Raw genomic sequence first — 14,243 nt, 5'->3', positions numbered from 1 at the left:
AAGGGATCAACAATGTTCCGCAAGGTGCTGGTCGCCAACCGCGGTGAGATCGCGATCCGGGCGTTCCGCGCGGGCTACGAGCTCGGCGCGCGCACCGTCGCCGTCTTCCCGCACGAGGACCGCAACTCGCTGCACCGGCTGAAGGCCGACGAGGCCTACGAGATCGGGGAGCCGGGACATCCGGTGCGCGCGTACCTCTCCGTGGAGGAGATCGTCCGCGCGGCACGCCGGGCGGGAGCCGACGCCGTCTACCCGGGCTACGGATTTTTGTCCGAGAACCCCGAGCTCTCCCGCGCCTGCGAAGAGGCCGGCATCACGTTCGTCGGACCGAGCGCCCAGATCCTCGAACTGACCGGCAACAAGGCCCGTGCCGTCGCCGCCGCCCGCGAGGCCGGTGTGCCGGTCCTCGGCTCCTCCGCGCCCTCCACCGACGTGGACGAACTCGTCCGCGCCGCCGACGACGTCGGCTTCCCCGTCTTCGTGAAGGCGGTCGCGGGCGGCGGCGGACGCGGCATGCGCCGCGTCGAGGAACCCGCCCAGCTGCGCGAGGCCATCGAGGCGGCGTCCCGGGAGGCCGCCTCCGCCTTCGGCGACTCCACGGTGTTCCTGGAGAAGGCCGTCGTCGAACCCCGCCACATCGAGGTCCAGATCCTCGCCGACGGCCAGGGCAACGTCATCCACCTCTTCGAGCGGGACTGCTCGGTGCAGCGCCGCCACCAGAAGGTCATCGAGCTGGCGCCCGCACCGAACCTCGACCCCCGGCTGCGCGAGCGGATCTGCGCCGACGCCGTGAATTTCGCCCGGCAGATCGGCTACCGCAACGCCGGCACCGTGGAGTTCCTCGTCGACCGCGACGGGAACCACGTCTTCATCGAGATGAACCCGCGCATCCAGGTCGAGCACACCGTGACCGAAGAGGTCACCGACGTCGACCTCGTGCAGTCCCAGATGCGCATCGCCGCCGGCGAGACACTGGCCGACCTCGGTCTCGCCCAGGAGAACATCACCCTGCGCGGCGCGGCCCTCCAGTGCCGCATCACCACCGAGGACCCGGCCAACGGCTTCCGCCCGGACACCGGCCGGATCAGCGCCTACCGCTCGCCCGGCGGCTCGGGCATCCGTCTCGACGGCGGCACCACCCACGCCGGTACGGAGATCAGCGCCCACTTCGACTCGATGCTGGTGAAACTATCCTGCCGGGGCCGGGACTTCACCACCGCGGTCGGCCGCGCCCGGCGTGCCGTGGCCGAGTTCCGCATCCGCGGCGTCGCCACCAACATCCCTTTCCTGCAGGCGGTGCTGGACGACCCCGACTTCCAGGCCGGCCAGGTCACCACGTCCTTCATCGAGCAGCGCCCGCACCTGCTCACCGCCCGCCACTCCGCCGACCGCGGCACCAAGCTGCTGACCTACCTCGCCGACGTCACGGTGAACAGACCGCACGGCGAGCGCCCCGGCATCGCCGACCCGCTGACCAAGCTGCCGCCGCTGCCCGCCGGGGAACCCCCGGCCGGCTCCCGGCAACTGCTCGCCGAGCTGGGCCCCGAGGGCTTCGCGCGCCGGCTGCGCGACTCGCCCACCATCGGAGTCACCGACACCACGTTCCGCGACGCCCACCAGTCGCTGCTCGCCACCCGGGTCCGCACCAAGGACATGCTCGCCGTCGCCCCGCAGGTCGCGCGCACCCTCCCCCAGCTGCTGTCCCTGGAGTGCTGGGGTGGCGCCACCTACGACGTCGCGCTGCGCTTCCTCGCCGAGGACCCGTGGGAGCGGCTGGCCGCCCTGCGCGAGGCCGTGCCCAACATCTGCCTCCAGATGCTGCTGCGCGGCCGCAACACCGTGGGCTACACCCCGTACCCGACCGAGGTGACCGACGCCTTCGTGCAGGAGGCCGCGGCCACCGGCATCGACGTCTTCCGCATCTTCGACGCCCTCAACGACGTCGACCAGATGCGGCCCGCCATCGATGCCGTACGGCAGACCGGCACGTCCGTCGCGGAGGTGGCCCTGTGCTACACCGCCGACCTCTCCGACCCGTCCGAGCGCCTCTACACGCTCGACTACTACCTGCGGCTCGCCGAGCAGATCGTGAACGCCGGCGCGCACGTCCTGGCCGTCAAGGACATGGCCGGACTGCTGCGGGCACCGGCGGCGGCGACGCTGGTCTCCGCGCTGCGCCGCGAGTTCGACCTGCCGGTGCACCTGCACACCCACGACACCACCGGCGGCCAGCTCGCCACCTACCTCGCCGCGATCCGGGCCGGCGCGGACGCCGTCGACGGGGCGGTGGCGTCCATGGCGGGCACCACCTCGCAGCCGTCCCTGTCGGCGATCGTCGCCGCCACCGACCACACGGAGCGGCCCACCGGCCTCGACCTCCAGGCCGTCGGCGACCTCGAACCGTACTGGGAGAGCGTGCGCAAGGTGTACGCCCCCTTCGAGGCGGGCCTCGCCGCACCGACCGGCCGCGTCTACCACCACGAGATCCCCGGCGGCCAGCTCTCCAACCTGCGTACCCAGGCCATCGCACTCGGCCTCGGCGACCGCTTCGAGGACATCGAGGCGATGTACGCCGCCGCCGACCGCATGCTCGGTCACCTGGTGAAGGTGACGCCCTCGTCCAAGGTGGTCGGCGACCTCGCCCTCCACCTGGTGGGCGCCGGCGTCTCCCCGGCGGACTTCGAGGAGAACCCCGACCGGTTCGACATCCCCGACTCCGTCATCGGCTTCCTCCGCGGCGAGCTGGGCACCCCGCCCGGCGGCTGGCCCGAGCCGTTCCGCACGAAGGCGCTGCGGGGCCGCGCCGAGGCCAAGCCGATGGCGGAGCTGACCGCCGACGACCGCACCGGGCTGGCCAAGGAACGCCGGGCGACACTGAACCGGCTGCTGTTCCCCGGACCGGCGCGCGAGTTCGACACCCACCGCGCCTCCTTCGGCGACACCAGCGTCCTGGACAGCAAGGACTTCTTCTACGGGCTGCGCCCCGGCAAGGAGTACACGGTCGACCTCGACCCCGGCGTCCGTCTGCTCATCGAACTGCAGGCGGTCGGTGACGCCGACGAGCGCGGCATGCGCACCGTGATGTCCTCCCTGAACGGCCAGCTCCGGCCGATCCAGGTCCGCGACCGGTCGGCGGCCTCCGACGTCCCGGTCACGGAGAAGGCCGACCGGTCGGACCCCGGCCATGTCGCGGCGCCGTTCGCGGGCGTGGTGACCCTCGCCGTCGCCGAGGGCGACGAGGTCGAGGCCGGAGCGACGGTGGCCACCATCGAGGCGATGAAGATGGAGGCCACGATCACCGCCCCGAAGTCCGGCACGGTGACCAGGCTCGCCATCAACCGCATCCAGCAGGTCGAGGGCGGAGACCTCCTCGTCCAGCTCGGCTGAGGAACGGTGGCGGCCCCGGCCGAACCGGGGCCGCCACCGCCCGCATCACGCTTCCTTCGGCGCCGCCTGCTGCACCACCTCGAAGGACCAGACCGTGGACCCGCTCGCCGCGGGCTTCGGACGCTCGCCGCCCTCGGCGCCACCGCCCTGGTGCGCCGCCTTCATCGGCCCCTCCATCCAGGCCTGGAAGGACTCCTCGTCACGCCAGCGCGTGTAGACGAGGTAGTCGTCGGTGCCCTCCACCGGCCGCAGGAGCTCGAACCACTCGAACCCGTCGGAACTCTCCACGGCATGGGCCCGCGAGGCGAAGCGCTTCTCCAGCGTCTCGCGCTGCTCGGCGGGCACGGTCAGTACGTTGATCTTGACTACGCTCATGGCCTCATCCTGCCGTACTCGGAGGTCAACAGGGATCGCGCCAGACGTCGAGCTCCGGCCTCTTCAGCATCGAGGACAGTCCGAGCCGGCGTGACTCGGGGCAGAAACCACGGGTCGGCTCGCTGTACTCCACGTGGAAGACCGCCTTGCCCGCCTCGACGAACGGCGTGAGCCGCGCGCACTCGCCGTACTCGGCGCACTGCTCGTTGACCGCGAAGTCGAAGTCGTGCACCAGCTGCGGGATCTGCGGCAGGTCGTTCTTCAGGCCCACCGCCAGTCCGCGTTCGTGGGCGATGTCCGCGATCATGCGGTTGTAGGCCAGCTGGTCCCGCGCGGTGAGCGGGAAGCCCGTCCTGTCGGCGTATCCCTCCACCAGGTCGGGTTCGACCGCGTCGAAGCCCTTGTCGCGGCACATGTCGAACCGCCGCTCCATGATCGGCCGCAGTACGGAGATCCGGCGGATGTCCAGCCAGCGTTCGCCCCGCCAGCCGTTGGGCTCGCCCAGTACCGCACGGGGAAAGGCGTCCCGGTCGGGCCGGAAGTCCTCCCAGGCACCCACGTTGACGTAGCAGATCACCTTGCGGCCGGCGCGGTGCAGCCGCTCCACGTCGGCCGCGTCGTTCTCGAAGCCGTCGATGTCGTAGACCGGCACGTCGGCCGACGGATCGACCCGGCCGTCGAGCTGCCACTGCCAGGCCAGCCCGGGCCGGGGCTGCCACACCGAGGTCGCGGACGGGCCCGGCGGCGGGGTGCCGTCCGCACCCGAACACCCGGTCACCACCGCGAGGGCGAGCGCCGCCGGCAGCGCGGCGAGCGCCCATCTCCTCCTCCTCACCGCTCCGCTCCGGTCAGTACGGGAGTGAGGCGGGCCCAAGGGTTGGGAGGCTCGCCGGTGACGGGCCCGGAGACCGCGGCGCCCCGCTCGTGCGCGGTGCGTACGGCGAGCGGGGCCAGCGCCTCGGGCACCCCGTACACCAGGTGGCAGAAGCGCTCCGGTGGGTGCCGCAGCGTCCAGTCGGGCCGGCTGAACGCGGACACGTAGGCGGACCAGGGCCCCTCGAAGGTGACGACGAGATCGGCCAGACGCGCGTAACCCGGTGCCGGGTGGACCCCCGGGTTCAGCACGACGGGGGCCGAGCCCTGCCGGCGCAACCCGCGCACCAGCGCTCTGCAGGCGGGCAGTTCGGTCGCGGCCGAACTCACCCGGTCCAGAAAGCAACCGTCGGCCCCGTACCACTCACGGTGCCGCCGGGCCTCCTCGGCGACCTCGGCCGCCGGACGCGTGCCGTAGTCCGTGTCGACGTAACCGAGCAGGCGGGCGCCCGCCGCACGCAGCGCGCCGGCCGCCGCGGCGAAGGCGGGATCGGACGCGTCGCCCGGCCCGCTGGCAGGGTTGATGACGACCCCGTACGTGCGGTCGGCCGCCGTGATGAGCCGGTGCCAGGAACCCGGGTCCTCGGCCGGGTGGACGTACAGCGGGATCAGCAGGCTCACGACGGACGGTCGCCTTCCGGGGCGGGGGACGGCGGACGGGTGCCGGCCGACCAGAGCGCGGCCAGCGACTCGTCCAGCGAGTACGACGGCCGCCAGTCGAGGGCGGCCCGGGCGGCGGCGATGTCGGAGCACTGCCAGGACACCTGGTCCGAGCGGGCGGAGCCGGCGCCCTGCTCCTCGATCCGGCCGCGGAAACCGGCCGTGTCGGCGAGCGTCCGCACCAGCCGGCGCACCGGCACGGCGTCGCCGCCACCGATGTTGAGCAGGCGCGGCAGCGGCCCGGTCGCGGTGACCGCGCGCTCGACCGCCCGTGCGACGTCGCGTACGTCCACGAAGTCCCGGTACGCCGAAAGGTCGCCCAGCCGGAGCACGGCGTCCGGGTCCGTGCCCGCCGCGCGCAGCAGTCCGGTGACCCGGCCGGGCAGGCCCGAGGGCGGCGCGCCCGGCCCCACCGGGTTGCCGACCCGCAGGACCACCGCGTCCAGTTCGGAGGTGGCGACCGTGACGGTGCCGGCCAGCTTGGTGGCGCCGTAGGCGGTGAGGGGCCGGGTGGCCCCCGACTCCGGCACCCTGACCCGCTCGGCCCCCGGCCCGTACTCGGCGGCCGAACCGAGGTGGACCAGACGGGCCGTGGGACGGGCCCGGCGCAACGCCGCACACAGGACGGCGGGGCCGCGGGCGTTCAGCTCGGCGAGCGTCACCGGATCGCCGCCGGTCGCTCCCGCACAGTTGACGACGGTGTCGACGGCCGCCGACGCCAGCGCCTCGGCAAGCCGGTCGACCGGGTCGGTGGCGAGGTCGGCCGGCACGTCGGCGGCGGGGGAGCGGCCGCCGCCGAGGACCCGCGCGCCGGGCAGGGCGCGCAGCCGCTCGGCGACGTGGGCGCCCAGAAAGCCGGTGGAACCCAGGACGAGAATGCGCATGCGGTGCTCAGGCTCCCTTGAGCAGCAGGGACTTGCGGCTGGTGAACTCCGCGTTGGCCCGGTCGTAGTCGTCGGGACGGCCGATGTCGAGCCAGTAGCCGTCGAAGTCGTAGGCGTGCGGCGGATCGTCGGCGCGCAACAGGTCGAGCACCAACTCGTCGAAGCCCAGGGGCAGTCCGGCCGTGTAGGTGTCGAGTGTCGCCCGGGTCAGTCCGTACACGCCCATGGAGACGCGGTAGTCCATGCTGGGCTTCTCGGTGAAGGCGACGACCCTGCTCGCCTCGGTGGTCAGGACTCCGAAGTCGATGTGCACCTTCCTGGCGTACGTGGCGATGGTCAGCGGGGCGCCGGAGGCACTGTGCCGGTGCAGGATATCGGCGTAGTCGAGGTCGGTGAGGATGTCGCCGTTCATGACCAGGAAGTGCTCCGGCAGCCGCTCGCGCATGGTGAGCAGCGGCCCCATGGTCCCCAGCGGGCTCTCCTCGGTGGCGTAGTCGACCCTCAGCCCCCACTGGGAGCCGTCGCCGACGTAGGCGCGGATGATCTCCCCGAGGTGGCCTATGGCGATCGTGCAGCCGGTGAACCCGGCCGTGGCGAGCTGGCGCAGGACGATCTCCAGGATGGCGTGCTGGTCGCCGATGGGCACGAGCGGCTTGGGCAGCGCGGTGGTGTAGGGCCGCAGCCGGACGCCCTTGCCTCCGGCCAGGATCACTGCGTGCATGAGGTTCCCCCTCGGTCAACGTGCCGGTCGTGGTCAGATGTTGTAGATGCCGGTCTTGTAGCGGGCGAGGTTGCCCGGATCGCGGAAGAACGCCACCGTGTGCGCGAGTCCCTGCTCCAGGTCGTGCGCCGGGCCCCAGCCGGTCGCCTCCCGCAGCCGGCCCGCGTCGGCGACCAGCCGCATCACCTCGGAGTTCGCGGGCCGCAGACGCTGCTCGTCCTCCCGCACGTCGAGAGCGGTGTCCATCACCTTGCCGATGAGGGCCACCAGGTCGCCGACGGAGATCTCGCCGCCGGTCCCGGCGTTGAAGGTACGGCCCACGACCCGCTCGGCGGGCGCGGTGCCGACCGCCAGGAACGCCTGGGCGGTGTCCTTGACGAAGGTGAAATCCCGGGTGGGGCGCAGGTCCCCGAGGGTGATGGTGCGTTCGCCGGCCGCGACCTGGCCGATGACGGTGGGGATCACCGCCCGCATCGACTGCCGGGGGCCGTAGGTGTTGAAGGGCCGCAGCGTCACCACCGGCGTGTCGAAACTGGCGTGATAGCTGTCCGCCAGCCGGTCCCCGCCCGCCTTGGAAGCGGCGTACGGCGACTGGGTGTTGATGGGGTGGTCCTCGGTGATCGGCACGGTCTGCGCGGTGCCGTACGTCTCGCTGGTGGAGGTGTGCACCAGCCGGGGCGTGCCCTGGGCGCGGACCGCCTCCAGCACGTTCAGGGTGCCGGTGACGTTGGTGTCCACGTAGCTGTGCGGTGCCCGGTAGGAGTACGGGATGGCGATGAGGGCGGCCAGGTGGTAGACGCAGTCGGCGCCTTCGACGAGGTGGCGGACCGAGCCGGGGTCGCGGACGTCGCCGAGGACGATCTCGACCTGGTCGAGGACGTCGGGGGAGAGGGTCTCCAGCCAGCCGTAGGAGGAGAAGGAGTTGTACTGCGCCATGGCTCTCACCCGGTGGCCGGAGGCGACGAGCGCCTCGGTGAGGTGGGAGCCGATGAATCCCTCGGCTCCGGTGACGGCGGCGAGCGGTGTGGCGGTCACGCGGGATCCTTCCGGTCGGTGGGTCGGTGGGTCGGTGGGTCGGTGGGTCGGTGGGTCGGTGGGTCGGTGGCACGGTGGGTCGGTGGGCCGACGATGCGCGGGGAGGCCCGTGCGGGCCGGCGTCGGCAGGGCGGTTGTGCCGCGGGATCACCCATGGGCCGCCGGCCGGCCCAGCAGCCACAGCACGCACACGGTGAGGCAGAGTGCGGCGGCGCCGCAGCACAGCGGCAGGGCGGTGGCCGGGCCCGGTGGCAGCCCTGCCAGGGCGACCGTGCCGGCACCGCCGGCCGCCGCGAGACACAGGGCGGCCGCCGGCCAGGCCACGCCGAAGGCCTGGAGCAGCAGGGAGGTCCACAGCGCCGTCGCGAGCAGCAGCAGCGTGACGGGTTCGGCGTCGACGAGCAGTGCCGCCGGCACCAGCGGCCCGAGGTAGACCAGCAGGCAGCCGGCGAGAACGGCCGCCGAACGCAGCCGGAAACCGGCCGGCGTGGCGGTGGCCCGCAGTGCCGCCACCGACAGGCCGCGGTAGCGGTACAGCAGCCACTCCGCCGGGCCCATGCTCAGGGTGAGCACGATCACGGCCCAGGGGTGCTGACGGCCCGCCAGGAACACCAGCGTCCCGGCGGCCAGCCCGAACAGACCGTACGGCAGCGAGGGCAGCAGCCGCGGGCGGGCGGCGTCCGGTACGGGCGCGGACGCGAGGGTGCCGCGCAGTGCCCAGCCGGCCGCGGCCACGGCGCCGAGCAGCGACAGCAGCGGCAGCCCGGCCCGCACCGCGGCCCCGGGCTCCCACCACGGCAGCGTCGCCGCACCCGCGATCACCGGCGCGAGCGCGGCCAGCAGCAGCCGCTCCCGGCCCAGTACGAGCAGCACACCGGCCGCCGCGAGATACCCCGACTGAGCGGTCACGGCTAGCGCCGTGGTACCCGACCCGGCGAGGACCGCCCCGGCCCCCGTCGCCGCTACGGCGCCCAGCGGCGCCCCCTTGAGGAGAGTTCGGCCGGCCTCCCGCCGTCCCGTCGCCAGCCGCAGGTAGGCCCGGTGGCCCAGTGCCTGGTTCCAGGCCCAGGACAGAAGTCCCGCCACCACCAGCGCCCGCACCGTGCCGCCCTCGGTCAGCAGGCGCCCGGCGAGCGCGTAGGCGAGACCCGGCAGGGCGAACAACGTGCCCCGCAGCGCGCACCGCACGTGGTCGGGCCGCCAGGGGTCGGCGGGGCGCGGCGGGTCCGGGAAGGTACGCGGTATGCGTTCGTACAGCGCAGTGGCGAGGGAGAACAGGTCACGGTGCCCGTACCGTTCCCGGATCACCTCGCCGGTCAGTCCCTCGGACTCCAGCAGCGCGGCCACCTCGTAGGAATGGACCGCGGGCGCGATGCGGTCGGCCAGTTCGGCGGCCAGCCGGTCGACCGCGTCGCGTCGGCCGTCGTGGCCGGGGCGGACCAGGGCGAGTGTGTGCTGGTCGACCGCGCGCAGGGCGAGTGTGCGCCCCTCGCCGAGGCGCAGCGCCAGCGTGTCCTGCTCCGCGCCGCCCGGTTCCAGAGCCATGGGCCCGCTCATCCGGTCGCACTCCTGACCGGCGTGCCGAGCGCCGTAGCGAACACGGCCCCTTCCTCGGCAGCCGCCACGTGCGCGGCCGTACCGCCGAACGCCGACAGCTCCAGGTAGATGGACCGGAAGGTGTCGATGGTCTGGCGGAGCGTGAACTGCTCGATCACTCTCAGCCGGGCCGCCTCGCCCATCGACCGGCGCCGCTCGGCGTCGCGCAGCAGTTCCAGTGCCGCGGCGGCCATGGCGGCCGGATCGCGCGGCGGTACCACGAGACCGGTGTCGCCGACGGCCTCCCGGACGCCGCCCACGTCCGTGGAGACGGTCGCCCGTCCGCACGACATGGCCTCGATCAGGGTGAAGGGGAAGCCCTCGCTGATGCTGGAGAGCATCACGACGTTCCCGGCGGCGTACGCGTCCTTGATGTCCTCGACCCGGCCCTCGAAGGTGACAGCGTCACCGTGCCCGAGCTGTGCCGCCAGCGCCTCGCACCGCTCCCGGTAGGCCTCGCCACCGCGCGGGGTGCCGCCGAACAACCGCAGCCGCGCGGCGGGCACTTCGGCCCGTACGAGGGCGAAGGCGCGGATCAGGGTCTCCAGGTCCTTGATCGGGTCGACCCGTCCGGCCCAGCTGAGCACTGGTTGCGCGGGCTCCGGCCCGGCGGGCGGGAACGCGGCCGGGTCCACTCCGTTGTAGACCGTGCGTATGGACTCCGGGGCGGCACCGCCCTGTTCCTCCCACAGCCGGTTGTACCGGTTGCCCGGCGTGATCAGGGCGGCCCGGCGGTAGGTCTCCTCGGCCAGCAGCCGGAAGAAGCCCAGCAGGAGGGCCTTCACCGGCCACCGGTAGGGGGCGGTGCGGTAACCGAGGTAGCGCTCGCGCAGGTAGACGCCGTGTTCCGTCAACAGCAACGGCACACCGTGCCGCTCCAGTCCGGCCAGGCCCGGCAGGACCGCGACACCGCCGCTGACCGCGTGCGCCACCCCCTCTTCCGGGTACGGTGCGGCCAGCGGGCGAAGGGCGTGCTCCAGCAGCGCGGTCGCGGTCACCGCGTCGTGCAGGGTGGGCCGGGCCTCGCGCACGGGCAGTCCGGGCCGGTTCCAGACCGCCGTCAGGATGCCGATCGCCCGGTCCCCGCGCAGGAACGGACTGAGCCGCCCGTCGGCGGCGGCCCGCGCCAGCCGGTACAGGGCGGGGCCGAACCCGTCCTCGGCGCGCGGGTCGAGCAGCGCGGTCACGAACCGTTCGTAGGCGTCGGCGAGCCGGTTGCGCTCCCGCCCGCGAGGCGCACGCCCTTGCGGAGCGGGCCCCCACATGGGGACGGAGACGACTCGGGAGACGTGCTCGGGGATGTCCCAGACCAGCGGTTCGCGCCCGGTGCCGGTGACGGCCGTGACGACGAAGTCGAGGTCGGGCATTCCGGTGACGAGTTGGTCGCACCAGACGCTCACGCCGCCGTGGCTGTGCGGGTAGGTGCCTTCGGTGAGCAGGGTGACGCGCGACGCGCCGGAGTGTCGCGCGCCGTGGGGAACGTGCATGGATGTGCTCCACGGCCGAGGTGGGTGTGTTCGGACCTTCGGTGGTGGTGCGGCGCTCAGCGCCGCGCGCCGTACGGCAGCGGCTCGGTCACACCGGCCGGCACCCGGGTGGTCGGCGCGGTGGACGTGGTGGCGGCCGTGTCGCCTGGAAGGGCGGCCGGGGCGTCCGTGACCGCGACCGAGGACGGCAGGGTGAGGGTCAGCGCCCCGTCGGCCGTCGGAGTCCAGCCGGAGAGCGCGCCGGCGTAGGCGTCGCCGAAGCCGGTGTCCCCGCGCAGGGTGCCCGCGGGCATCGTCGCCGGCACGGTCACACCGCCCGGTGCCTGAACGGTCACGGTGCCGCCGACACGGTAGGCGGTGACCTGGCCGGCGTCGAGCGCGCGTTGCCAGGCGGCGCGGCGCTGCATCTCGACGCCGATGTCCTCCATGCGGAGGTTCACCACGGGGGTGCTGTCGGCGAACAGGTCCTGGTAGCCGTCGAGGACGCCGTCGAGGACGGGGTAGGCGATGCGGTCCTCGGCGAGGTTCGACTGGTGGATGAAGTGCGGCTTGGGATCGTTGGACAGGACGTGCCCGAGCGCGATCCGTGTCTCCAGCGGCACGATGTGCTCGGCGTAGCCCGTGGCGGTGTCCAGCGGGGCGGACAGGCAGGTGGAGGTGGCGGGGTTGTCCTCGCAGATGCCGCTGCCGCCCTGGGCGCGGCCGGTGTAGATCCAGTTGTACTCGTCGACCTGCTCGGCCGCCCGCCCGGCGTTGTAGAAGACGTTCATCGGGTAGCGGGAGACGGTCGTGGCGGTGCCGACCTGCCGCTGGACCGGGTCGCGGGAGTTGTCCGAGGCGAGCCAGGCGATGCCGTTGTCGGCGAGGGCGGGGCCCAGGTTCGGGTTGTCCTCGGGCTGCTGCGGGGTCACCTTCAGACCCGAGTGCTCGCCGGTCACCAACTCGTCGTTCTCCAGCGGCAGTCCGGCGCTCTCGCCCCAGACGCGGTTGGTGGCGATCTCGTCGGCGATCTCGTTCCGGCTCATCCACTGGGTGCTGCCGTCGGGGTTGGTTGCGCACTTCCACGGGACCACGCTGGTGTCCTGCCGGCAGCCCAGGAAGGCGTGCGTGTAGGTGTGGTTGATCCAGCGGAAGCGGCCCCGGTCGGCGATCAGCTTGTCGGCGAGCGGGTCGGCGCCGTTGTTGTCCTGACGGTGGTCGACGCTGCCGGAGCCGTTGTAGGCCAGGTCGAGCGTGAAGTTCCGGCTGTCCTGCCAGGCGGTGGCGTGGTCGACGTCGGCCGGGACCATCCGGATGGGGTTCGGTGTGCCCTCGCCCGGCGGGCAGTCCACGTCGCCGGGCGTGCAGTTGAGCTCGGTGTCCCAGCGGTCGTCGGCCGCGAAGACGTCGTCGACGTGCACGGCGAAGTAGTTGCGGTCGGCACCGAGGTGGACCCCGCCCGTCATCCACTCCACGATGCCCCGGGCGAGCAGCCGGAACTGCTGCTGGTGCTGGTTGTAAACGAAGGTGACGACGAGTTCCCGCCGTCCGTCGTGCCGGTACTCGCCCACCAGGGAGCCCTTCGTCGCTCGCCCGGGTATCGCGGCCTGGACGTACGGGACGAAGTCGGCCCCCGGTGCGGGTGTCGAGAGGTAGGCGTAGGACTCGCCCACGGTGGGGGAGTTGTCCTCGAACGGTACAGCCCCGTCCAGGTAGCCGAAGGGGCCGGCCAGCCCGGCCTGCGTCACCTCCGCGCGGACACCGTCGACGCTGCCGGCGTACCCGGTACCGACCGCGTACTGCAGCCCGACCTCGGGGCGCGCGTAAGTGTAGGCGTCCACCTGCGGAATTCCGTACGTCTGCTCGTAGGACGCGAGCACCGCCATCTCGGCGGAGGCCGCCGGGAACGGGTTGTCGTTGGGCAGGACGACGGCCTGGAACCTGGCGCGCGGTCGTCCGTCCACCGTGTCCGCGAGGAACCCGGCGTCGATCACGGGCCGTCCGGCGTCCTGGAGGTCGACCTCCGTGTACGGCGTGCCCGCGGTCTCCAGCTCGGCGGCGATGGCATCGGTGGCCGGCCCTCCGTCGCTCACGACCAGCACGCGCAGGTCCACGCGTGGTGTCGGAGCGTCGGCGTGGGCCGGACCGGCAGGCAGCCCGAGCGACGCGAGCAGCGCGCTCACTGCGAGTGCCGTAGTGCGAATGGTCCGCTTCATGCGGTGAGATTCCCTCCCCCGGGCAGGGGAGGGTCATGCTCCTGTCGGAGCACGCCCCACCCCATGACCACGCCGTCGCCCCCCTGAGACGCCGGTCGTCGACGCTTCCGTCGCGTCACATAGTGAGGCTCATGTGGAGTTTTTGTGTGCCTGCTGCGGAACTTGACGGAAAAGCGTATGTGTCTATTCATTCGAAACGGGTGCGGCCGTGGGCGGCCGGCGACCGCGAGCTCTGTGCGGCGGACCACCTTGGCAGGCCCGTGTACTGCTGCGAGCCGGAACGCGGCGGGCCCGGAATGCTGGACTCCGTGGAGCGTGTGTGCCAGTGGTCTCGACCAGTGTGCTGACCGGGGGTGGAGCGAGATCAGGTCAACCGTGATGTTGCTCGCGCTGACGGCGGCCGGCCCGTCGTGGGCCGGCCGCCGTCAGTGCCCGGTGGGCTCAGTGCGCAGGGTGGCGCCCGGTCAGGCGCACAGGACGCGGGTCTCCGGTGTGTGGACAGGGCCGCCGTTGACGCTCGTGCTGTCGCTGAACTCGGCGTAGAAGTACGAGTAGAAACCGATGTTGCCGTTGCAGCCGGAGTCGGCGGCGACCTGCAGGGTCAGGGTGACGGTGCGGCTCTGACCGGGCGGGATGGTGGCGCCGTAGTTGGTGCCGAGGTTGGCGGGTCCGGTCCCGGCGCACGGGACGGCGCCGGCCTCGGATGCCAGGGTGCATCCGGTGAAGCCGTACTTGAGGTCGGGCCGCTGGGTGGTCAGCCAGGTCGGGTCGATCGTCTGGTACACGAACCAGATGTCGTAGGTCTTGTTGTTCTTGATCGTCATCGACAGGTTCACCGTGCCGCCCGGCTGAGTGGTCGCCGCGTCGGTGGTGAACGTCAGCTCGGCCGGGGCGGGGTCGGCCGCGCTCGCGGAGGGCGCCAGGCCGAACAGGGCGAGGGCGAGGGCGATGATCGTGGCGAGGCCGAAGCGGCTCGTTCGTGTGGATCGCATGGCCCGGGACATTAGGCAGGGCCCCGGCGCACCGTCTG

11 protein-coding genes are annotated in these 14,243 nt (G+C 72.7%); 1 reads left to right on the top strand and 10 read right to left on the bottom strand.

What is annotated here, in order from left to right:
* Positions 1 to 12: 12 nt before the first annotated feature.
* Positions 13 to 3,387: a pyruvate carboxylase gene (locus tag ACH4F2_RS10225; RefSeq protein WP_398132356.1), complete on the top strand. Its 3,375-nt coding sequence runs from the start codon at positions 13 to 15 to the stop codon at positions 3,385 to 3,387.
* Positions 3,388 to 3,432: 45 nt separating this feature from the next.
* On the opposite strand, the gene ACH4F2_RS10220 is transcribed toward ACH4F2_RS10225, so the two are convergent.
* The 10 genes from ACH4F2_RS10220 to ACH4F2_RS10175 form a co-directional block, all read right to left on the bottom strand.
* Positions 3,433 to 3,762, bottom strand: a complete 330-nt coding sequence (locus ACH4F2_RS10220; protein WP_063483989.1) for an antibiotic biosynthesis monooxygenase — start codon at positions 3,760 to 3,762, stop codon at positions 3,433 to 3,435.
* Positions 3,763 to 3,787: 25 nt separating this feature from the next.
* On the bottom strand, positions 3,788 to 4,597 hold the full coding sequence (locus ACH4F2_RS10215; protein WP_398132247.1) for an endo alpha-1,4 polygalactosaminidase: 810 nt from the start codon (positions 4,595 to 4,597) through the stop codon (positions 3,788 to 3,790).
* Positions 4,594 to 5,256 (bottom strand): spherulation-specific family 4 protein, encoded by a 663-nt coding sequence (locus tag ACH4F2_RS10210; RefSeq protein ID WP_398132246.1) that lies wholly within the window; start codon positions 5,254 to 5,256, stop codon positions 4,594 to 4,596. The genes ACH4F2_RS10215 and ACH4F2_RS10210 overlap by 4 nt, the downstream gene beginning before the upstream one ends.
* Positions 5,253 to 6,179: an NAD-dependent epimerase/dehydratase family protein gene (locus tag ACH4F2_RS10205; RefSeq protein ID WP_398132245.1), complete on the bottom strand. Its 927-nt coding sequence runs from the start codon at positions 6,177 to 6,179 to the stop codon at positions 5,253 to 5,255. The genes ACH4F2_RS10210 and ACH4F2_RS10205 overlap by 4 nt, the downstream gene beginning before the upstream one ends.
* A 7-nt stretch (positions 6,180 to 6,186) precedes the next feature.
* Positions 6,187 to 6,900, bottom strand: a complete 714-nt coding sequence (locus tag ACH4F2_RS10200; protein WP_398132244.1) for an NDP-sugar synthase — start codon at positions 6,898 to 6,900, stop codon at positions 6,187 to 6,189.
* A 33-nt stretch (positions 6,901 to 6,933) separates the two neighbouring features.
* Complete coding sequence (locus ACH4F2_RS10195; RefSeq protein ID WP_398132243.1) at positions 6,934 to 7,935, bottom strand: SDR family NAD(P)-dependent oxidoreductase; 1,002 nt, start codon at positions 7,933 to 7,935, stop codon at positions 6,934 to 6,936.
* Positions 7,936 to 8,082: 147 nt separating this feature from the next.
* Entirely contained in the window at positions 8,083 to 9,492 is a 1,410-nt protein-coding gene (locus ACH4F2_RS10190) for a hypothetical protein (RefSeq protein WP_398132242.1), read from the bottom strand.
* Positions 9,489 to 11,018 carry a GT4 family glycosyltransferase PelF gene (pelF, locus tag ACH4F2_RS10185; protein WP_398132241.1) on the bottom strand — a complete coding sequence of 510 codons (1,530 nt, stop codon included), beginning with the start codon at positions 11,016 to 11,018 and terminating at the stop codon, positions 9,489 to 9,491. The genes ACH4F2_RS10190 and pelF overlap by 4 nt, the downstream gene beginning before the upstream one ends.
* 56 nt (positions 11,019 to 11,074) lie before the next feature.
* Positions 11,075 to 13,213 carry a hypothetical protein gene (locus tag ACH4F2_RS10180; protein WP_398132240.1) on the bottom strand — a complete coding sequence of 713 codons (2,139 nt, stop codon included), beginning with the start codon at positions 13,211 to 13,213 and terminating at the stop codon, positions 11,075 to 11,077.
* Between the two features lie 464 nt (positions 13,214 to 13,677).
* Positions 13,678 to 14,205, bottom strand: coding sequence for a hypothetical protein (locus ACH4F2_RS10175; protein WP_398132239.1), 528 nt, complete (start codon positions 14,203 to 14,205; stop codon positions 13,678 to 13,680).
* Between the last annotated feature and the right edge of the window lie 38 nt (positions 14,206 to 14,243).

The organism is Streptomyces sp. NPDC017890 (genome assembly GCF_044328675.1).
In the GTDB taxonomy this organism is placed as follows: Bacteria; Actinomycetota; Actinomycetes; order Streptomycetales; family Streptomycetaceae; genus Streptomyces.
The sequence above is the reverse complement of the archived record's forward strand: the minus strand, read 5'-3'. Positions and strand labels throughout refer to the sequence as shown.

What these genes read in the sequence shown, in the direction of transcription:
- ACH4F2_RS10175 (WP_398132239.1), bottom strand. Translation starts at nt 14,205, where the DNA reads ATGCGATCCACACGAACGAGCCGCTTCGGCCTCGCCACGATCATCGCC.
- ACH4F2_RS10205 (WP_398132245.1), bottom strand. Translation starts at nt 6,179, where the DNA reads ATGCGCATTCTCGTCCTGGGTTCCACCGGCTTTCTGGGCGCCCACGTC.
- ACH4F2_RS10180 (WP_398132240.1), bottom strand. Translation starts at nt 13,213, where the DNA reads ATGAAGCGGACCATTCGCACTACGGCACTCGCAGTGAGCGCGCTGCTC.
- pelF (WP_398132241.1), bottom strand. Translation starts at nt 11,018, where the DNA reads ATGCACGTTCCCCACGGCGCGCGACACTCCGGCGCGTCGCGCGTCACC.
- ACH4F2_RS10220 (WP_063483989.1), bottom strand. Translation starts at nt 3,762, where the DNA reads ATGAGCGTAGTCAAGATCAACGTACTGACCGTGCCCGCCGAGCAGCGC.
- ACH4F2_RS10190 (WP_398132242.1), bottom strand. Translation starts at nt 9,492, where the DNA reads ATGAGCGGGCCCATGGCTCTGGAACCGGGCGGCGCGGAGCAGGACACG.
- ACH4F2_RS10225 (WP_398132356.1), top strand. Translation starts at nt 13, where the DNA reads ATGTTCCGCAAGGTGCTGGTCGCCAACCGCGGTGAGATCGCGATCCGG.
- ACH4F2_RS10200 (WP_398132244.1), bottom strand. Translation starts at nt 6,900, where the DNA reads ATGCACGCAGTGATCCTGGCCGGAGGCAAGGGCGTCCGGCTGCGGCCC.